The organism is Lysobacter helvus, from assembly GCF_018406645.1.
In the GTDB taxonomy this organism is placed as follows: Bacteria; Pseudomonadota; Gammaproteobacteria; order Xanthomonadales; family Xanthomonadaceae; genus Noviluteimonas; species Noviluteimonas caseinilytica.
This window is the reverse complement of the sequence record NZ_AP024546.1, coordinates 466209-485856: the sequence shown is the minus strand read 5'-3', so window position 1 is coordinate 485856 and position 19648 is coordinate 466209. Positions and strand designations below refer to the sequence as shown.

Sequence of the window (19648 nt, the reverse complement as noted above, 5' to 3'; positions counted from 1 at the left end):
CCGGCGGAGCATGGGGCGCAGCGGCCGGACCTGCAACAGGGTGGGGCGGGTCAGGTGCGCCGCTTGAGCAGGTCGCGTGCGAGAACCCAGACGATCAGCACATTGATGGCCAGCACGGCCACCGAGACCCAGCCGGGGTGCCGGAAGAGGGCGTAGAGATCGAAGGGCAGGTAGATGGCCGCGGCGATGCAGCCGAGCAGCGAGGCCCAGGCCTTGTCGCGCCACAGGCCCCAGGCTTCGATCAGGTGCAGCACGGCATACGCGCCCACGGCCGCGGCGGCGAAATGCACCGAGCCGGGATTGATGGCGTTGGCCAGCCACGCCATCGCACCGTGCTGCGTATCGAGCTGGAAATAATCGATGAGCGCGTGCGCCCATCGCTTGAGCGGGACGGGCCCGATGATCTCGAGCCCGCTGGCGGCCGACAACGCAAGCAATCCCTTGAGCGCTTCGATCAGCGCGATGGCCCGCAGGCCGGGGTGGGCCCGCGGGTTGGGGTTGTAGTGCGGGGCCGGCCCCTGGGTCACGCCGCGCGGGAGGCGCGCTTGCGATCGGTTTCGCTGCGGTGCTTCTTCCGCAGACGGATCGCCTTCGGCGTGATCTCGACGAGTTCGTCGTCGTCGATGAATTCCAGCGCCTGTTCGAGCGAGAACTTGATCGGCGGGATCAGGCCTTCATCGTCGTCCTTGCCGGACGCGCGGAAGTTGGTGAGCTGCTTGCCGCGCAGGGCATTGACCGTGAGGTCGTTGTCCTTGCTGTTGATGCCGACGATCTGGCCTTCGTAGATTTCTTCGCCCGGCTCGATGAAGAGGCGGCCGCGTTCCTGCATCGCGATCTGCGCGTACGCCGGCGAGGGGCCCGTGCCGTTGGAGATCAGCACGCCGTTCTGGCGCTGGCCGATCTGGCCTTCCGCCTTCGGACCGTAGTGGTCGAACACGTGGAAGAGCAGGCCGGTGCCGGCCGTGAGCGTGCGGAACTCGGTCTGGAAACCGATGAGGCCACGCGCGGGGATCATGTAATCCAGGCGCACGCGTCCCTTGCCGTCCGGTTCCATGTTCTGCAGCAGCGCCTTGCGCTCGCCGAGGCGGCCCATCACGCCGCCCTGGAACTGTTCTTCCATGTCGCACACCAGCGATTCCACCGGTTCGTGCGTCACGCCGTCGACCTGCTTGAGGATCACTTCCGGACGCGACACCGCGAGCTCGTAGCCTTCGCGACGCATGTTCTCGATGAGGATCGACAGGTGCAGTTCGCCGCGGCCGCTGACCTTGAACTTGTCGGCGTCGGCCGTGTCCTCGACCTTCAGCGCGACGTTGTGCTGCGTCTCGCGCATCAGGCGGTCGCGCAGCTGGCGCGAGGTGAGGAACTTGCCGCCGCTGCGATCCTTGACGCCGGCGAACGGCGAGTCGTTGACCTGGAAGGTCATCGAGATCGTGGGTTCGTCGACGGTGAGCACGGGGAGCTGTTCGACCGCGCCCGGTTCGCACAGCGTGTCGGAAATGCCGAGGCCTTCAACGCCGGAGACGGCGATGATGTCGCCGGCCATCGCTTCGGGCACTTCCACGCGCTCCAGGCCCATGAAGCCGAGCACCTGCAGCACCTTGCCGTTGCGTGTCTTGCCTTCGCGGTCGATGACCGTGATCTGCTGGTTGGTCTTGATCTTGCCGCGCTGGATGCGGCCCACGCCGATGATGCCGACGTAGTTGTTGTAGTCGAGCGAGGTCACGCGCATCTGGAACGGGCCGTCCGGGTCGACCGGCGGCGCGGGCACGTGGTTGCAGATCGCTTCGAACAACGGCGTCATGTCGCCGTCGCGCACGCTCTCGTCCATGCCGGCGTAGCCCTGCAGGCCCGAGGCGTAGACGGTGGTGAAGTCGAGCTGGTCGTCGGTGGCGCCGAGGCGGTCGAACAGGTCGAACGTCTGGTCGAGCACCCAGCTGGCGCGCGCGCCGGGGCGGTCGACCTTGTTGACGACGACGATCGGCTTGAAGCCCATCGCGAACGCCTTCTGCGTCACGAAGCGCGTCTGCGGCATCGGGCCGTCCATCGCGTCGACGAGGATGAGCACCGAGTCGACCATCGACAGCACGCGTTCCACTTCGCCGCCGAAGTCGGCGTGCCCGGGCGTGTCGACGATGTTGATGCGCCACACCTCGCCCGTCTTCGGGTTGGTCCAGCGGATCGCGGTGTTCTTGGAAAGGATCGTGATGCCGCGTTCCTTTTCCAGGTCGTTGCTGTCCATCACCCGGTCGGGGACGACGGCGCGTTCGTTCAACGTGCCGGACTGCTTGAGCAGCTGGTCGACGAGGGTGGTCTTGCCATGGTCGACGTGCGCGACGATGGCGATATTGCGGAGGCGTTCGACGGAAGCGGTTGCGGACATACTGAATGCGCGCCGGCGACGGCGCGTAGGGCCTGGAAAGAGAGCCGGCGAGTATACCCGTGCTCGGGCCCCCAACACTGACTGGAGTATCCTCGGGCGCTTTCCCCACGGAGGTGCATCCATGAGCTTGTTCGCCGTATTCGATACCGCCCGCGGCCCGGTCCGCATCGAACTGGCCCCGGACAAGGCCCCGCTCACGGTGGCCAACTTCGTGAACCTGGCCCAGCGCGGTTTCTACGATGGCCTCAATTTCCACCGCGTCATCGACGATTTCATGGTCCAGGGTGGCTGTCCGGAAGGCTCCGGCCGCGGCGGCCCGGGCTACCGCTTCGAGGACGAGACCAACAACGGCCTGCGCCACGAGCGCGGCGTGCTGTCGATGGCCAATGCCGGCCCGAACACCAACGGCAGCCAGTTCTTCATCACCCACGTGCCCACCGGCTGGCTGGACGGCAAGCACACCGTCTTCGGCAAGGTGGTCGAGGGCATGGACGTGGTCGACGCCGTGAAGCAGGGCGACAAGATCAACAGCGTGAAGATCGAAGGCGACGCCGCCGCCGTGCTGGCCGCCAAGGCCGACCGCGTGAAGGAATGGAACCAGATCCTCGCGGCGTGATCCCCGGACGGCGGCGGTGTCAGCCGCCGCTGTTCCAGCGCAGGGTGTCGAGCATCCTCGACACCTTCGCTGCATCCCGCGGGAAGTAGTACTCGCTCGGCGCGATCCAGATCGCCAGCGCCAGGCCCTTCTCGTGTTCGAAGGCCGCCACGTAGCCCTGGTAGGCCAGGCCTTCGCTGTTCACCATGGTCAGGTCGAAGCGCAGGCCCTCGTGCGAACCGAAGTTCACCGGTCGCAGGTTGCTGGCCTCGATGCCGACCAGCCCGGCCTGCAGCAGGCCGTCGGAGATGAGGTCGCGCAGCTCGTCCTGCCGCATGCCGCGGTGGTAGTAGGGGCCGTCGGGGCGTCGCTTCCCCTGGCGCTGGCCCAGGAAGATGTATTCGCCTTCCTTCACGTACGGGATCAGATAGAGCAGGTTCAGCAGCTCGCCGTCGATCGTCCAGACCTGGTAGCGGCTGTCCGCGCCGCGCGTCCATTCCATCTCGCTGTTGATCGTGAGCTTCTGGCCCGCCGGGTTGGGGCCGGGCTCGACGAGCCGGCTGCCCGTCGTCGCGCACGCCGACAGCAGCATCGCGGCCGCCAACCCCAGCCACCAGCCGCGCATCGATCGCATCAGGGCGTTCCTCCGAGCTTGTCGAGTTCGCGTTGCACGAAGGCGCGATCGTCTGCCTGCGGCGCACGCGCCAGGTATTGCTGGAACGCATCGCGTGCCTGCGCACGCTGGCCGGCCTGCGCGAGGGCGAAGCCGTGTTCGCGCCACGCACCCGCGGGCGCGCCCGGCATCGCGATCGCCTGCGCGTACAGCGCCGCCGCTTTTTCGCGATCGCCGGGGCCATCCTCGCGCCGATGCGCTTCGGCGAGATAGAACGTGAGCACGCCGCGGTCTTCGCCGGGCGATTCGTCCAGCAGTTCCTGGATGACGAGCAGCGAGCTCTGGTAACGACGTTGCGAGAGTTCGCCGTCGAGCCAGTTTTCGAGGAAGGGCCGGGTCGCCGCGCGGTAGGGCGCGACGCCGAGCTCGTGCGGTGGATCGGAAATCGCGGCCGCTGCCGCGCGCACGTCGGCGAGGCGTTCTTCCGTCGCGGGATGCGAGGCGAAGACGCGGCTGCGCGGAAGGTATTTCAGCGTGTTTTCTTCGCGCAGCATGCGGCTCCACAGGTCCGCGCCGGCCTTCGGGTCGTACCCGTTCTTCACCACTTCGGCGAAACCGAGGTGATCGGCTTCGCGCTCCATGTCGCGGCTGAACTTGAAGACCGTGGCGTACGCGGCGAGCGAACCGAGCATCGCGGTGTTCGGTGCGCCGAAGCCGTAGGCGAGCACGGAGAACGCACTCAGCAACGCGCTGGTGTCCTTCATGCGCCGCCATTGCCGGATCGAATGCTGCGCGCGGTAGTGGCCGGCTTCGTGGCCGAGCACGAACGCGAGTTCGGCTTCGTCGCGCATGCGCAGCAACGCGCCCGTCCACACCAGCAGCATTCCGTTGGGCGCCATGCTCGCGTTGAACTGCGGCACGTTCATGACGTAGACGCGCATGTCCTGGCAATGGCCCGCGCTCACCTTGCACGCCACTTGCTTCACGTACGCATTGAGCGCGGGATCGCGCACGCGCATCGGCGAACGTTGCAGTTCTTCTTCCGCGCGCTGCATTGCGTACCAGAGTTCGCCTTCGTCGGTGCCGGAGGCCGGCCGCGTGCCGGGTGCGTTGTCGCGCAAGGGTTGCTGCGACGCGCACGCACCGAGCGCCACGAACGCCGCGATGGACAGCGAGAGCAGGCGCGGGCTCATCGCCGGATGCCCCGGAGCAGGTCGCCGGCGGTTTCGTGCGCGCCCTTCGGGTCCCGCAGGTCGCCGGTCTGGTCCAGCAGCAGGTTGTGCCAGACCACCTGGCCGGTGCGCAGGTCCACCAGCGAGGCCAGCCCGATCTGCATGCCGCCGCCCACGTCGCCGCCGAGCAGCAGGAAGCCGATGATCCGCATCGCCGCGCGCCCGCCGGAGGTGTAGCTGTCGCGGATGTAGGTGAACAGCGCGTAGTCCGCGCCGGTGGCCTCGCGCAGGGCCGCGACCCCGGGGCCGAGCGTCCAGTCGAACTTGCCGTGCTTGTTGCGCAGGGCGTCGCCGCGCGCGTAGCTCAGGATGCTGATCGACACCGCCTGGTTCAGCAGCGTGAGCTGGCGCAGCTTGTTTTCCGGGCCGGCGTCCTTGGGCAGCATGAAGTCGCCCTTCAGCGGCACGCCCTGGGCCTGGAGGATGTCGCGGGCGGCGATCGGGAATTCGCGCCGGGCCGTCAGCGTCCACGCTTCCCGCGGCTCCTGCATGCCGCCGGCACCGACCGCATACAGCTCGATGTCCGGTTCCACCAGCACCACGGTGCCCACGATGTGCTCGGGCTTGCCGCTCGCATCGGTGGCGGTGCGGACCTGGGTGGACGTGCACCCGGACAAGGCCAGGCCGGCCAGCAACGACAGGGCCAGCCAGGCGCCCCGGAAAGCCGTGCGCGGCAAGGGATTCGGCCCGATGGCACACGTCCGCTGTGATAGCATTCCGCGCTTCCTTCCGGCCCGTTCGCGGCCGTCCCCGAAGAGGTTTTCTGCGATGCCTGAGCTCGCCCGGCGCATTGGTCGCGCCAAGCCTAGCGCAATCATGCTGGTCGCCGAAAAGGCCAAGCGACTCAAGTCCGAAGGCCGCGACATCATCAGCTTCTCGATCGGCGTGCCCAACTTTTTGCCGGGCGACCACGTCTATGCCGCCGCCCGTGAAGCGTTGGCGAAGGACAGCGGCCAGTACGGCAGCAACCGCGGCGCCGACGCATTGCTCGATGCGTTCATCGCGCACATGGAACAGGTCGGCATGACCGGCTACACCCGCGCCAACGTGGCGACGGGCATCGGCGCCAAGCACGTCATCTACAACCTGGCCGAGGCGCTGCTGGACGAAGGCGACGCCATCTGCTTCGCCGTGCCGTACTGGACCAGCTACGTCGACATCGCCGAGATCGTGAACGCGAAGATCGACCTGCTGCCGTGCCCGGCCACGCAGGACTACAAGATGACGCCCGCGCAGCTCGACGCCGCGCTGGCGAAGAAGCCCAAGGTGTTCCTGTTCAACAACCCGTCCAACCCGACGGGCATGGTGTACACGAAGGCCGAGATCTCGGCGCTCGCCGACGTGCTGGTGAAGTACCCGGACACGTGGGTCATCACCGACGACATCTACAACCGCATGGTGTTCGACGGCATCGGCTACCACAACTTCGTGCAGGCGCGTCCCGAACTGCGCGAGCGCGTGATCTTCATCGACTCGCTGTCCAAGACCTACGGCATGCCGGGGTGGCGCGTGGGCTTCATGGCGGGCCCGGCGTCGGTGGCGCAGGCCGTGGCCACGATGAACTCGAACCACATCACCAACATCCCGGAAATCATCACCGCCGCCGCGGTCGCCGCACTGTCGGGTCCGCAGGATGTCCCCACGGCGAAGAACGCCGAGTTCCAGGCCAAGCGCGACCAGGTGCTGGCCGCGCTCGCCGCGATCCCGGGCATCGTGTGCCCGCGTCCGCAGGGTGCGTTCTACGTCTTCCCGGACATCAGCTGCGCGTTCGGCAAGACGCATGGCCCCACCGGCACGAAGATCACCAACGACGTCGATCTGTGCAGCGCGCTGCTCGAATCGCACGGCGTCGCGTGCGTCCCCGGTTCGGCGTTCGGCGAACCGCGCGCGATGCGCATCAGCTACACGTGCCCCACGCCGCAGCTCGCGCCCGGCCTGTCGCGCATCCAGCAGTTCTTCTCGGAACTGCAGTAACCCCCCTCCCGCCCCCGCATACGTTCTTCGGAGTTCGAAATGAAGCAACCCGTCCGAGTCGCCGTCACCGGCGCTGCCGGCCAGATCGGCTACGCCCTGCTGTTCCGCATCGCTTCGGGCGAAATGCTCGGCAAGGACCAGCCGGTGATCCTGCAGATGCTGGAGCTGCCGCTCGAGAAGGCGCAGGCCGCGCTCAAGGGCGTGATGATGGAGCTCGAGGACTGCGCGTTCCCGCTGCTCGCCGGCATGGTCGGCACGGATGATCCGCGCGTGGCGTTCAAGGACGCCGACATCGCCCTGCTGGTCGGCGCGCGTCCGCGCGGCCCGGGCATGGAGCGCAAGGACCTGCTGCTCGAAAACGCGAAGATCTTCACCGAGCAGGGCAAGGCGCTCAACGACGTCGCTTCGCGCAACGTCAAGGTGCTCGTGGTCGGCAACCCGGCCAACACCAATGCGTACATCGCGATGAAGTCGGCGCCCTCCCTGCCGGCGAAGAACTTCACCGCCATGCTGCGCCTGGACCACAACCGCGCGCTGTCGCAACTGGCCACCAGGGCCGGCGTGGCCGTGGCCGACATCGACAAGCTCGTCGTGTGGGGCAACCACTCGCCGACGATGTATCCCGACTACCGCTTCGCCACCGCGGGCGGCGCGTCGCTGAAGGACAAGATCAACGACGCCGACTGGAACGCCAACGACTTCATCCCGAAGGTCGGCAAGCGCGGCGCTGCGATCATCGAAGCGCGCGGCCTGTCGTCGGCCGCGTCGGCCGCCAATGCGGCGATCGACCACGTGCGTGACTGGGTGCTCGGCTCGAACGGCAAGTGGGTGACGATGGGCGTGCCGTCCGACGGCAGCTACGGCATCCCCGAAGGCGTGATCTACGGCGTGCCGGTGACCACCGCCAACGGCGAATACACGCGCATCGAAAACCTGCCGGTCGACGATTTCAGCCGCGAGCGCATGGACAAGACGCTGGCCGAGCTCGAAGAAGAGCGCGCCGGCGTGGCGCACTTGCTCTGATGCAACCCACGAAGGCGGCCACGGCCGCCTTCGTCGTTACGAGGTGACCATGTCCAACAACACCGCAGGCGCACGCTTCCGCGCCGCGCTTTCCGAAGAAACCCCGCTGCAGGTCATGGGCGCGATCACCGCGTACGCCGGCCTGATGGCCAAGCGCACCGGCTACCGCGCGCTGTACCTGTCCGGCGGCGGCGTCGCCGCCAATTCGCTCGGCATGCCCGACCTCGGCATCAGCACGATGGAAGACGTGCTGGTCGATGCACGGCGCATCGTGGACGCGACGCAAATGCCGCTGCTCGTCGACATCGATACCGGCTGGGGCGGCGCGTTCAACATCGCGCGCACCATCCGCAACTTCATCAACGTCGGCGTCGCCGCCGTGCACATGGAAGACCAGGTCGGGCAGAAGCGCTGCGGCCATCGCCCGGGCAAGGAAGTCGTGCCGAAGGACGAGATGGTCGATCGCGTGAAAGCCGCCGTGGATGCGCGCACCGATGCCTCGTTCGTGATCATGGCGCGCACCGACGCGGCCGCGGTCGAAGGCCTCGATGCCGCGATCGACCGCGCGTGCGCGTACGTCGAAGCCGGCGCCGACATGATCTTCCCGGAAGCGATGCAGACGCTCGACGACTACCGGCGCTTCAAGGCCGCGGTGAAGGTGCCGATCCTGGCCAACCTCACCGAGTTCGGTTCGACGCCGTTCTTCACCACCGATGAGCTGCGCGGGGCCAACGTCGACATCGCGCTGTACTGCTGCGGTGCGTATCGCGCGATGAACAAGGCGGCGCTGGGCTTCTACGAGACGGTACGCCGCGAAGGCACGCAGAAGAACACGATCCCGACGCTGCAGACACGCGCCGAGTTGTACGACTACCTCGGCTACCACGCGTACGAGGACAAGCTCGACGCATTGTTCGCCAAGCCGGCCAGGTGAGCGACGCCGCGTCGCCGCCGCGCACCGACTGGGATCGCGTCACCGCGATCGCGGCGGTCCTGATCGGCCTGGTCGCGGTGGGCGTGGCGGCGTACACCGCCACGCTGCAGCGCCAGCAGATCCGCGCGCAGGTGTGGCCGCGCGTGTTGTTCTACAACGCGGGCATGGCGGGCGAGTTCCACATCGCGAACAAGGGCGTCGGCCCGGCGGTGGTGCGCTCGGTGCGCGTGACGGTGGACGGCAAGCCCGTGCGCAACTGGGGCCAGGCGCTGACGCGGCTGGGCCTGTCGGATCCCGCGCAGAAGTACAGCTCGCTCTCGGGCATGGTGCTGTCGCCGGGCGACGACATCGGCTACCTGCTGCCGGGCGACCATGCGCAGTTCGTGGCGCTGCGCCACCACGTCGGCGACCGACTGAAGCTGGACCTTTGCTACTGCTCGGCGCTGGACGAATGCTGGTCCACGCAGAATTACAGCGAGACGCTGGACGATGTCCAGCGACCGGTCGACCGGTGCCCCGCGGCGGGCCCTGGCGATTTCGAAAACTGATGCACGCACGTAAGGAGCACCCATGAGCGACAACACCGCTGCGTCCGGCCCTGGCACGCCAGGCTTCAAGCCCAAGAAATCCGTCGCGCTGAGCGGCACGGCCGCGGGCAACACCGCGCTGTGCACCGTGGGCCGCAGCGGCAACGACCTGCACTACCGCGGTTACGACATCCACGACCTGGCCACCAAGTCCACGTTCGAGGAAGTCGCGCACCTGCTCGTGCATGGCGTGCTGCCAAGCGCCTCGCAGCTGCGTGCGTACAAGACGAAGCTCAGCCGCCTGCGCGGCCTGCCGGCGATCGTGCAGGAAGCGCTGGAACTGGTGCCCGCCAACGCGCACCCGATGGACGTGATGCGCACGGGCTGTTCGGTGCTGGGCACCGTGCTGCCGGAACGCGAAGGCCATCCGGCGTCCGAAGCACGCGACCTGGCCGACCGCCTGATCGCCAGCTTCGGTTCGATGTTGCTGTACTGGTGGCACTTCACGCGCAACGGCCGCCGCATCGATTGCGAGACCGACGACGACAGCGTCGCGGCGCATTTCCTGCATTTGCTGCATGGCGAAGAGCCGAGCGACCTGCATGCCAACGCGCTGGACAAGTCGCTGATCCTGTACGCCGAGCATGAGTTCAATGCGTCCACCTTCACCGCGCGCGTGATCGCCGGCACCGGGTCGGACATGCATTCGTGCATCACCGGCGCGATCGGCGCGCTGCGCGGCCCGAAGCACGGCGGCGCGAACGAAGTGGCAATGGACATCATCAGCCGCTACGCGTCGGCCGACGAAGCGGAAGCCGACATCCGTGCGCGCGTGGAGCGGAAGGAAATCGTGATCGGCTTCGGTCACCCGGTCTACACCGTGAGCGACCCGCGCAATCCGATCATCAAGGAGATCTCGCGCACGCTGTGCGCCGACGGCGGCAACCAGGTGCTGTTCGACGTGAGCGAGCGCATCGAGACGCTGATGTGGGACACCAAGAAGATGTTCCCCAACCTGGATTGGTACAGCGCGTCGGCCTACCACATGATGGGCATCCCGACGCCGATGTTCACGCCGCTGTTCGTCATCGCGCGCACCACCGGCTGGGCCGCGCACGTGATCGAACAGCGCGAGGACGGCAAGATCATCCGTCCGAGCGCGAACTACATCGGGCCGGAAGATCGCGCGTACGTGCCGATCGACAAGCGCTGATACTTTCGAGGCACAAAAAAAGGCCGCGCATTGCGCGGCCTTTTTCGTTGGGGGCGACGCTTACGCCAGCCCTTCTTCCTCGAGCGCCTTCTGCACGCCCGGATCCTTGCGCATGTGTTCGAAGAACGCGTGCAGGTGGTCCAGGCCCGACAGGTCCACCTTCACCGCGCGCGCCCAGCGCAGCACGACGAACAGGTAGGGATCGGCGATCGAACGCGTGCCCGCGATCCACTGCTTGCCGGCCAGTTGCTTGTCGGCGCGCTCGAACAGCGTGCGCAGCGACTGGCGCGCGTTGTCCTGCGCCTTCTCGATGAGCTTCGGGTCTTCCAGGAAATTGGCGCTGCCGAAGAACACCTTGAAGAGCGGGTGCACGTCGGAGTTGGCGAACGACAGCCAGCGATTCACTTCGGCGCGTCCCTTCGGCGTGCCGTCGCCGCCGAGCTGCGCGTCGGGATGGGTGTCGGCGAGGTAATTGAGGATCGCCACGTTCTGCGTGAGGATCCAGCCGTCCACGTCGAGCGCGGGGACGGCGCCGGCGGGATTGATGGCGAGGTATTCCGGCGTCTGCCGGTCTTCCTTCGACAGGCGCGTGGCCTGGAACGGCTTGCCGATCCATTCCAGCGCGATGTGGTCGGCGAGGGCGCACGTGCCCGGCGAGTAGTACAACTTCATCGGCGACTCCGTTTCGATGCGAGGCGCGCATCATGCGCAGTCGCGCGTGCAGCGTCGATCACGCGCGGCGCAACGCTGCATGCCGCAGGGCGCGCCTTGTGCCGATATTTCAACCGCGCGGCGGCAGCGACTGGACGCGATAGAAGGTGTGGTCGCCGATCGTCGCCACCTGGTGGGCGTTGCGCCACGCGGGGCTCGCGATCGCGGTGGCGGCGAAGTGGCTCGCGCCCGGCACGAGTTCCTTGCGCTCGCCGTCGGGCAGGGCCCAGTTGCGTTCGGCTTCCAGCGCCACCGTGACGGCGCGGGCCCAGGCCTCGCCGCCGCGCAGCTGCGTGCTGGCCGGGACGATCGTGGGCGCGAACTGGTGGCGCGCGGTGACCACCGAACACAGGTTGTCTCCCCACAGGCCGCTGTCGCGGCGCCGCAGGGCGACTTCGGCCACGGCCTGCTGGCCCTGCGCGGACTGGTCGCGCGCTTCCAGGTAGACGGTGGTGCTGAGGCAAAGCGAATCGGCGGCCGGCTGTGGCAGGACCTGCGACAGCCAGAGGATCCAGGCGAGCTTCATTGCGTCGTGCTCCTTGCTCCGTTGCGCCGGCGGTCGCGTGGCGCGACCGGGACGGCATGGCGTACTGGGGAGGGCGGCGGCTCTGTGGCTGCCTTTGCCCGGGCGCGGTCCTTCGACGTGGACCGTGCGGGTGCCGGCCTGCGGAAGGCGGCCGGCGAGAAAGTGGGCGCACGGTAGCGGCGGTAGGCTCAACGCCGCGTGAACGCCTTCGCTAAGTATCGGATTTGCTTGTGTTTTCCAAATGAATGCGGTAGGGCAATCCCGCCTGCGTTCACATCTGGACGATGGGTTTGAAGCCGCCGAAGAACATCCGCTTGCCGTCGAAGGGCAGCGACTTGGGATCCATGAACTGCGCCAGCCGCGGATCCGCCATGACCTTCGCGTTGATGCGATCGCGCGCCGCGCGGGACTTGTAGAGGATCCAGGAGAAGACCACGACCTCGCCCGGCTTGAGCTTCACCGCCTGCGGGAACGAGGTGAGCTTGCCCGGCTTGACGTCGTCGGCGACGCATTCCATGTATTCGAGGGCGCCGTGTTCGCGCCAGATCTTGCCGCCCAGGCGGGCCATCTTGCGGTAGGCGGCCAGGTTCGCTTCGGGGACGGCCAGGACGAATCCATCGACGTACATGGGCAACCTCCTGCGACGGGTGGTCGCCGGAGGCTACGCCCGCGGGCGTTACAAATTCGCAGCGACGCGGGTGCCCTGGGCGATGGCGCGCTTGGCGTCCAGCTCTGCCGCCACGTCGGCGCCGCCGATGACGTGGACTTCGCGGTCGGGGAGGGCGTCGAGCAGGTCGCGGCGCGGCTCCTGGCCGGCGCACACCACCACCTGGTCGACGGGCAACACCTGTTCGGCGCCTTCGATGCGGATGTGCAGGCCGTGGTCGTCGATGCCGAGGTATTCGACGCCGCCCAGCATGCGCACGCCCTTCGCTTTCAACGTGGCGCGATGGATCCATCCGGTGGTCTTGCCCAGGCGCGCGCCGGGTTTGCCGGGCGTGCGTTGCAGCAGCCACAGCTTCCGCGCCGGTGGTTCGGGCCAGGCGGGCGCGAGGCCGCCGCGCGTTTCGAACGCAGGATCGATGCCCCATTCGTGCATCCAGCGCGTTGCGTCGAGCGCGGGCGAAGGGCCGTCGTGCACGAGGAATTCGGCGACGTCGAAACCGATGCCGCCCGCGCCGATGATGGCCACGCGTTCGCCGCAGGTGACGCGGCCTTCGAGCACGTCGAGATAGCCGACCACTTTGGGATGCGTGATGCCGGGGATGTCCACCGCGCGCGGCAACACGCCGGTGGCGAGCACGATCGCGTCGAAGCCGGCGAGCATTTCTGCATCTGCGCGTGCACCCAGGCGCACGTCGACGCCCGTCTCTTCGAGCCGATGCCGGAAGTACCGCAACGTCTCGTGGAATTCTTCCTTGCCCGGGATGCGCTTGGCGAGGTTGAACTGCCCGCCGATTTCCGCCGCGGCATCGAACAGCACGACGCGGTGCCCGCGCGCCGCGGCTTCCGTCGCGCACGCAAGGCCCGCGGGGCCCGCGCCCACGACGGCGATGCGGCGCGGCGTGCTGGCGGGCGTGATGACGAGTTCGGTTTCGGCGCAGGCACGCGGATTCACCAGGCAGCTCGCGCGCTTGTTCTCGAACACGTGGTCGAGGCACGCCTGGTTGCAGGCAATGCAGGTGTTGATCGCGTGCGCGCGGCCGGCGCGGGCCTTGTTCGGCCATTGCGGATCGGCGAGCAGCGGGCGCGCCATCGACACGAGGTCCGCGCCGCCGTCGGCGAGCACGCGTTCGGCGACGTCGGGCATGTTGATGCGGTTGGTGGCGACCAGCGGCACGCGCACGTGCGGGCGCAGTTTCGCGGTGACGCCGGCGAACGCGGCGCGCGGCACCGACGTCGCGATCGTGGGGATGCGCGCTTCGTGCCAGCCGATGCCGGTGTTGATGATCGTCGCGCCTGCGGCCTCGACCGCCTGCGCCTGCAGCACGATGTCGTTCCAGTCCGAGCCGCCTTCGACCAGGTCCAGCATCGACAGGCGATACACGACGATGAAGTCCGGCCCGCAGGCTTCGCGCACGCGGCGCACGATCTCCACGGCGAAGCGCATGCGTTGCGCGACGTCGCCGCCCCACGCGTCGGTGCGCTTGTTCGTGCGCGCGACGGTGAACTGGTTGATGAGATAGCCCTCGGAGCCCATCAGCTCCACGCCGTCGTAGCCGGCTTCGCGCGCGAACGTGGCGGCCCGCGCATACGCGTCGATCTGGCGATCGACCCCGCGCGCCGACAACGCGCGCGGCGTGAACGGATTGATCGGCGCCTTGAGCTTCGACGGTGCAACCGACAACGGGTGGTAGGCGTAGCGCCCCGCGTGCAGCAGTTGCAGGCACACGTGCGCGCCGTGCGCGTGGACGGCCTGCGTGACCTTGCGGTGCGGACGCGTCTCGTGGCGCCACGACAACTTGCCGGCGAAGGGCTTCAGCCAGCCGACGATGTTGGGCGCGAAGCCGCCGGTGACGATCAGGCCCGCGCCGCCTTCGGCGCGTTCGGCGAAATACGCGGCGAGCTTGTCGAAATCGCGCGCCCGGTCTTCCAGGCCCGTGTGCATCGAGCCCATCAGGATGCGGTTGCGCAGCGTCGCGAAGCCCAGGTCCAGCGGGCGGAACAGGTGCGGGTAGGGCATTCGCATACGCCGGCGTACGGGAGCGCGCACGATGCCCGCCCGCGCCGCCGCACGCAAGGGTTCGGTCGAACGCGGCCTCAGTCGAACGCGAACGCGTCCAGCGCGAGGGTGCCCAGTTCGTGCGAACGATGCAGGGTGCGCACCGCGGGCGTGGCACCGCCGGCACCGAGTGCGACGAACAACGGCATCAGGTGCTCGACGGTGGGATGGGCGCGGTTCGCGTGCGGGGCCTGCGCCTGCCAGTCGAGGAGGGCGGGCAGGTCGTGGGCCTGGAGGCGTTCGCGCATCCAGTCGGCGAAACCGGCGGCCCAGGGCGCGAGGGCGGCGTCCTGGGTTTTCCAGTCGAGGTCGCCGAGGTTGTGCACGAAGCCGCCGGATCCGATGACCAGGACGTTTTCTTCGCGCAGCCCGGCGAGGGCGCGGCCGAGGGCGACGTGCGCCGCGGCATCGCCGCGCGGGTCCACGGACACGGGCACCACCGGGATGTCGGCGTCCGGATACATGCGGCGCAGCGGCACCCACACGCCGTGGTCGAGGCCGTGTTCCGGGGCTGCGGTCGCGGTCGCGCCCGCCGCTTCGAGGCGATGCAGGATCGCCCTGGCGAGCTCGGGATCGCCGGGCGCCGGGTAGCGCAGGTCGTACAGCTGCGGCGGGAAGCCACCGAAGTCGTGGACCGTGCGCGGTTGCGCCGCCGTGCCGACATGCGTCGGCGCGGCCGTGAAATGCGCGGAGGCCACGACGATGGCGCGCGGCCTGGGCATCGACGCGCCGAGGCCATCGAGGAACCGGCCGGCGGGCGAATCCTGCACGGCGAGCATGGGCGAGCCGTGCGAGAGGAAGAGGGCGGGGAGTGTCTGCATGCGGTGCAACATGCGCGCTCATCGGGCCGCATCCAAGCTCGACAGGTGCGTAGGTGCGTTGCGCGCACGCAACGCCGCGCAGCGCAAAACCGATGGTCGGGGACGTCGCGGGCGGCGACGTCTGGCAAAATGCGCGGCTCCCCTCCGCCACCGATGCCCGCATGAGCCATTCCGACGTCCGCTCCGCCGTCCGCCCGAACCCCGACCAGCCGATGGTCGACATCGCCGATTACGTCCTCGACTACAAGATCGAGTCGCAGGAAGCCTTCGACACCGCGCGCCACATGCTGCTCGACTCGCTGGCCTGCGCGATGCTGGCGATGAAGTTCGAGGGCTGCGTGAAGCACCTCGGTCCGATCGTGCCGGGCGCCACGCTGCCGGGCGGCGCGCTGGTGCCGGGCACCTCGTTCGAACTGGATCCGGTGCAGGCCGCCTTCAACATCGGCACGCTGGTGCGCTGGCTCGACTTCAACGACACCTGGCTCGCCGCCGAGTGGGGCCATCCGTCCGACAACCTCGGCGCGATCCTCGCCGTGGCCGACTGGATGAACCGCGAAGCGCTGCGCGGCGACGGCAACAAGATCACCGTGCGCGACGTGCTGGGCTGGGCGATCAAGGCGCACGAGATCCAGGGCGTGTACGCGCTGCAGAACTCGTTCAACCGGGTCGGCCTGGACCACGTGATCCTGGTCCGCCTGGCGTCCACCGCCGTGGCCACCGCCATGCTGGGCGGCACGAAGGACGAAATCATCACCGCCGTCTCGCACTCCTGGATCGACAACGGCGTGCTGCGCACCTACCGCCACGCGCCCAACACGGGCCCGCGCAAGAGCTGGGCCGCGGGCGACGCCTGCCGCCGCGCCGTCACGCACGCGCTCAACGCCGTGCAGAAGAAGGTGGTGGGCTATCCGAGCGCGCTGAGCGCGAAGACCTGGGGGTTCTACGACGTTGCGTTCAAGGGCAAGGAATTCCAGTTCGAGCGCCCGTTCGGCAGCTACGTGATGGAAAACGTCCTGTTCAAGATCAGCTTCCCCGCCGAATTCCATGCGCAGACGGCCGTGGAGTGCGCGATGCAGCTGCATCCGCAGGTGAAGGCGCGCATCGCCGACATCGAACGCATCGAGCTGCAGACCCAGGAAGCCGGCGTCCGCATCATCGACAAGACCGGCCCGCTGGCCAACTACGCCGACCGCGACCACTGCCTGCAGTACATGGTGGCCGTGCCGCTGATCTTCGGCCGCCTCACCGCCGACGACTACAACGACGACATCGCCGCCGACCCGCGCATCGACGCCCTGCGTGAAAAGATGGTCGTGAAGGAGAACCCGCAGTTCACGAAGGACTACTTCGACCCCGACAAGCGCTACATCGGCAACTCGGTGCAGGTGTTCTTCAAGGACGGCACCAGCACGGACCTGGTGTCCATCGACTATCCGATCGGCCACCGCAAGCGCCGGGCCGAAGGCATCCCGGTGCTGATGGCGAAGTTCCAGGCCGCCAACCGGGCCCACCTGCCGGCCGCCCAGGCCGACCGCCTGATGGCCCTCGCCGCCAAGCCGGCCGAGCTCGAAGCCATGTCCATCTCGGATTTCCTGAATCTTTACCGGGTATAGAATTCCGCATGCAGCAGGGGTTGGCACCCGGTCAACTGTTATGCTAGCGTTAACAAGGCCTTCATGCGGCCCGTCATAAGTTTGAATCCAAGCCGTGCGGACATGCGGCCGTCTGAACGAAAAAACGATGTTTCTTTACCCTGATCAAGGAGCTGAACATGAACAAGAAACTCCTCTGCGCCGCGCTGCTGGGTGGTCTTGGCGTCGCCCAGGCCGCTTCTGCGCAGGACTTCGACGACCGCTGGTATGTCTCCGGTTCGACCGGCGTCAATTTCCAGGACACGGACCGTGATACCGAAGATTCCATTTTCGCCACCCTCGGCTTCGGCAAGTTCCTGAACCCGAACTGGTCGGTCGAAGCAGAACTGAACTACCAGAACCCGGACAAGTCCTCCAACCCGAACCTGTGGTGGAGCCAGTACGGCGTGTCGGCCGATGCCCGTTACCACTTCCGCAGCGTCGACTCCAAGTGGTGGCCGTACATCCGCATGGGCCTGGGCTGGCAGCGTCACGAAGAAGAGTTCGTGCGCGACCCGGCGTTCGGCACCCCGAGCGATGGGTTCCCGGCGCAGCATGAAGACAACAACGTCGCCGTCAACCTCGGCGCCGGTCTCCAGTTCGACTTCGGCCGCGTTGACCTCCGTACGGAAGTCGGCACGCGCATCGATTTCGACGACGTCCAGGCCCGTTCGGCCCAGACGCAGGAAGACTACTTCACGGACCTGCTGGCTTCGGTCGGCCTGACCGTGGCCCTCGGACCGGAGCCGTCGGCCCCGGTTGCCCCGGCCCCGGCCGCCCCGTCGTGCGCCGATGCGGACGATGACGGCGACGGCGTCAACAACTGCGACGACAAGTGCCCCGGTTCGCAGGCTGGCCAGACCATCGGTCCGGACGGCTGCCCGGTGCCGGTCTCCATCGACCTGAAGGGTGTGAACTTCGACTTCGACAAGTCGACGCTCCGTCCGGACGCGGTGGCGATCCTCGGCGAAGCCGTCGAAATCCTGAAGCGCTACCCCGACCTGAAGGTTGAAGTCGCCGGTCACACCGACTCCGTCGGCACCGATGCCTACAACCAGTCGCTGTCGGAGCGTCGCGCCAAGGCCGTGTACGACTACCTGACCAGCAACGGCGTCGACGCCGCGCGCCTGGTGGGCCCGAACGGTTACGGCGAGAGCCGCCCGATCGCGCCGAACACGAACGAAGACGGTTCGGACAATCCGGAAGGCCGTGCGCGCAACCGCCGCACCGAGCTGAACGTCCAGAACTAAGCGTTCGAAGCTCCAAGCAACAAAAGGAAGCCCGGCCTCGTGCCGGGCTTCTTCTTTTTGCGGTTCTTTTTTCGCGAACGTCGCGTGCAAGCGCGCAAGCTGTGATCGCTGCGGTTGTTCGATGCGATCCCCGCACCTACACTCGCGTCGCCTTCGAGGAGAAACATCATGTCGCGTGCATTGATCGCGGTTGCCCTGTTCAGTCTCGCGGGCCTTGCCCACGCACAGTCCGACAATTGCGCGATCACCGCGCGCGCACTGCCGGTGCAGCCCACCGTGCTGCCCGCCGTCGCGCCCGAATTCACCGCGCCCAGCCACCAGCTCGGCGCGCCCACCGGCGTTCTCGCGCAGGCCTTCGACGAAGCGCAGTCGGTCGACAACGTCCTGCTGCGCCTGCGCCTGGAAGGCTGCCGCAACGTCGCCAACGCCATGCCCGCCGCATCGCCCGGCACGCCGGCGGCGAACGGCGTGATCGATCCGGCCACGTACAAGCCGAAGACGCAGTTCGACAACACGCCGTGGCGGTTCGACATGAACCAGAACGGCAAGCGCATGACGGCCGAAGAGTTCGACCAGTGGATGAAGGCACGTGGCGTGCGCGTGGCGAAGGGCGGGGGTGCTGCAACCGCACCCGCGGCGCCGACGCCCACGGACGCCGCACCGGGCACGACGCCCACGGCCGCGCCGTCGACCACGACGACGCCCGCCACGCCGAAGCCGCCCACCAAGCCGGACGGCGCGAAGTAACCCACTCTGCATCCGCCGTGCCCGGCGCCACGCCCCGCCACGGCCTTGCACGCGCGCTGTCCAAGCGCGGCGTGTGTTCGCGCACGCAGGCCGCCGAATGGATCCGCGCGGGCCGTGTGCGCGTCGACGGGCGCATCGTGCGTGATCCCGAATTCCCAACGATCGCCGGCCGCCACCGGATCACGGTGGACGAGCAACCGCTCGACGCCGCCGCGCCGCTCTACCTCGTGCTCAACAAGCCGCGCGGCCTGGTGACCACCGCGCGCGACGAGCACGACCGCGACACCGTCTATACCTGTTTCGAATCCGCCGGCCTGCCTTGGATCGCCCCCGTGGGCCGCCTCGACAAGGCCAGCGAAGGCCTGCTGCTGTTCTCCAACGATCCCGCGTGGGCCGCGCGCATCACCGATCCCGCGACCGGTCCCGACAAGCGCTACCACGTGCAGGTCGATCGCCGCCCGGACGACGACACGCTCGACGCGCTCGCCGACGGCATCCTCGCCGACGGCGAACCGTTGCACGCCAAGTCCATCGCGCTGCTGCGCGCAGGCGATCGCACCGCGTGGCTCGACATCGTTTTGGACGAAGGCCGCAACCGGCAGATCCGACGTCTATTGGCCGCGTTCGATTTCGACGTGTTGCGCCTGGTGCGCGTCGCGATCGGCCCGCTGGAACTCGGCGATCTCGCGAAGGGCGCATGGCGCCCGCTGACCGAAACGGAAGTCGCCGCATTGCGCGGCGACTGA

The 19648-nt window shown here is 67.9% G+C and carries 20 protein-coding genes; 10 read left to right on the top strand and 10 right to left on the bottom strand.

The window, feature by feature from the left end:
* Window positions 1-50: 50 nt before the first annotated feature.
* Together LYSHEL_RS02420 and typA are read right to left on the bottom strand one after the other, a co-directional pair.
* A complete protein-coding gene (locus LYSHEL_RS02420) occupies window positions 51-527 on the bottom strand; it encodes a DUF2127 domain-containing protein (RefSeq protein ID WP_213435448.1) in 477 nt (158 codons plus the stop codon).
* Window positions 524-2383, bottom strand: coding sequence for a translational GTPase TypA (gene typA / locus LYSHEL_RS02415; RefSeq protein ID WP_213435447.1), 1860 nt, complete (start codon window positions 2381-2383; stop codon window positions 524-526). Before typA ends, LYSHEL_RS02420 begins: the two co-directional genes overlap by 4 nt.
* Window positions 2384-2504: 121 nt before the next feature.
* Between typA and LYSHEL_RS02410 the strand changes: the two genes are divergently transcribed.
* Window positions 2505-2999, top strand: a complete 495-nt coding sequence (locus LYSHEL_RS02410; protein WP_213435446.1) for a peptidylprolyl isomerase — start codon at window positions 2505-2507, stop codon at window positions 2997-2999.
* A 19-nt stretch (window positions 3000-3018) separates the two neighbouring features.
* Here LYSHEL_RS02410 and LYSHEL_RS02405 read toward each other — a convergent pair whose 3' ends face one another.
* Genes LYSHEL_RS02405 through LYSHEL_RS02395 form a run of 3 tightly spaced genes read right to left on the bottom strand, consistent with a single transcriptional unit; the run spans window position 3019 to window position 5500 of the window.
* Window positions 3019-3612, bottom strand: coding sequence for a hypothetical protein (locus tag LYSHEL_RS02405; RefSeq protein WP_213435445.1), 594 nt, complete (start codon window positions 3610-3612; stop codon window positions 3019-3021).
* Window positions 3612-4784, bottom strand: a complete 1173-nt coding sequence (locus tag LYSHEL_RS02400; RefSeq protein ID WP_213435444.1) for a M48 family metallopeptidase — start codon at window positions 4782-4784, stop codon at window positions 3612-3614. The genes LYSHEL_RS02405 and LYSHEL_RS02400 overlap by 1 nt, the downstream gene beginning before the upstream one ends.
* Window positions 4781-5500 carry a hypothetical protein gene (locus tag LYSHEL_RS02395; RefSeq protein WP_213435443.1) on the bottom strand — a complete coding sequence of 240 codons (720 nt, stop codon included), beginning with the start codon at window positions 5498-5500 and terminating at the stop codon, window positions 4781-4783. The genes LYSHEL_RS02400 and LYSHEL_RS02395 overlap by 4 nt, the downstream gene beginning before the upstream one ends.
* 91 nt (window positions 5501-5591) lie before the next feature.
* Between LYSHEL_RS02395 and LYSHEL_RS02390 the strand changes: the two genes are divergently transcribed.
* The 5 genes from LYSHEL_RS02390 to prpC are packed head-to-tail and all read left to right on the top strand — an operon-like array spanning window position 5592 to window position 10494.
* Window positions 5592-6797 (top strand): aminotransferase class I/II-fold pyridoxal phosphate-dependent enzyme, encoded by a 1206-nt coding sequence (locus tag LYSHEL_RS02390; RefSeq protein WP_213435442.1) that lies wholly within the window; start codon window positions 5592-5594, stop codon window positions 6795-6797.
* Between the two features lie 39 nt (window positions 6798-6836).
* On the top strand, window positions 6837-7820 hold the full coding sequence (locus tag LYSHEL_RS02385; RefSeq protein ID WP_213435441.1) for a malate dehydrogenase: 984 nt from the start codon (window positions 6837-6839) through the stop codon (window positions 7818-7820).
* A 49-nt stretch (window positions 7821-7869) separates the two neighbouring features.
* Complete coding sequence (gene prpB / locus LYSHEL_RS02380; protein ID WP_213435440.1) at window positions 7870-8754, top strand: methylisocitrate lyase; 885 nt, start codon at window positions 7870-7872, stop codon at window positions 8752-8754.
* Window positions 8751-9302 (top strand): hypothetical protein, encoded by a 552-nt coding sequence (locus tag LYSHEL_RS02375; RefSeq protein ID WP_213435439.1) that lies wholly within the window; start codon window positions 8751-8753, stop codon window positions 9300-9302. Before prpB ends, LYSHEL_RS02375 begins: the two co-directional genes overlap by 4 nt.
* 22 nt (window positions 9303-9324) lie before the next feature.
* On the top strand, window positions 9325-10494 hold the full coding sequence (gene prpC, locus LYSHEL_RS02370; RefSeq protein WP_213435438.1) for a bifunctional 2-methylcitrate synthase/citrate synthase: 1170 nt from the start codon (window positions 9325-9327) through the stop codon (window positions 10492-10494).
* Window positions 10495-10554: 60 nt separating this feature from the next.
* Here prpC and LYSHEL_RS02365 read toward each other — a convergent pair whose 3' ends face one another.
* From LYSHEL_RS02365 to LYSHEL_RS02345, 5 genes are all read right to left on the bottom strand, one after another.
* Complete coding sequence (locus LYSHEL_RS02365) at window positions 10555-11166, bottom strand: glutathione S-transferase family protein (RefSeq protein WP_213435437.1); 612 nt, start codon at window positions 11164-11166, stop codon at window positions 10555-10557.
* Between the two features lie 109 nt (window positions 11167-11275).
* On the bottom strand, window positions 11276-11731 hold the full coding sequence (locus LYSHEL_RS02360; protein WP_213435436.1) for a cell wall hydrolase: 456 nt from the start codon (window positions 11729-11731) through the stop codon (window positions 11276-11278).
* 271 nt (window positions 11732-12002) lie between these two features.
* Window positions 12003-12359 (bottom strand): DUF1428 domain-containing protein, encoded by a 357-nt coding sequence (locus tag LYSHEL_RS02355; protein WP_213435435.1) that lies wholly within the window; start codon window positions 12357-12359, stop codon window positions 12003-12005.
* Window positions 12360-12407: 48 nt separating this feature from the next.
* Window positions 12408-14414: an NADPH-dependent 2,4-dienoyl-CoA reductase gene (locus tag LYSHEL_RS02350; protein ID WP_213435434.1), complete on the bottom strand. Its 2007-nt coding sequence runs from the start codon at window positions 14412-14414 to the stop codon at window positions 12408-12410.
* A gap of 77 nt (window positions 14415-14491) precedes the next feature.
* Complete coding sequence (locus LYSHEL_RS02345; RefSeq protein WP_213435433.1) at window positions 14492-15274, bottom strand: dioxygenase family protein; 783 nt, start codon at window positions 15272-15274, stop codon at window positions 14492-14494.
* 161 nt (window positions 15275-15435) lie between these two features.
* On the opposite strand from LYSHEL_RS02345, the gene LYSHEL_RS02340 reads away from it, so the two are divergent.
* The 4 genes from LYSHEL_RS02340 to LYSHEL_RS02325 all read left to right on the top strand — a co-directional run bounded on the left by LYSHEL_RS02340 (window position 15436) and on the right by LYSHEL_RS02325 (window position 19648).
* Entirely contained in the window at window positions 15436-16887 is a 1452-nt protein-coding gene (locus tag LYSHEL_RS02340; protein WP_213435432.1) for a bifunctional 2-methylcitrate dehydratase/aconitate hydratase, read from the top strand.
* A gap of 158 nt (window positions 16888-17045) precedes the next feature.
* The gene (locus LYSHEL_RS02335; protein ID WP_213435431.1) at window positions 17046-18155 is read left to right on the top strand and encodes an OmpA family protein; all 1110 of its coding nucleotides are present in this window, start codon (window positions 17046-17048) and stop codon (window positions 18153-18155) included.
* A gap of 168 nt (window positions 18156-18323) precedes the next feature.
* Window positions 18324-18902, top strand: coding sequence for a hypothetical protein (locus tag LYSHEL_RS02330; protein ID WP_244858636.1), 579 nt, complete (start codon window positions 18324-18326; stop codon window positions 18900-18902).
* 17 nt (window positions 18903-18919) lie between these two features.
* The gene (locus tag LYSHEL_RS02325; RefSeq protein ID WP_213435430.1) at window positions 18920-19648 is read left to right on the top strand and encodes a pseudouridine synthase; all 729 of its coding nucleotides are present in this window, start codon (window positions 18920-18922) and stop codon (window positions 19646-19648) included.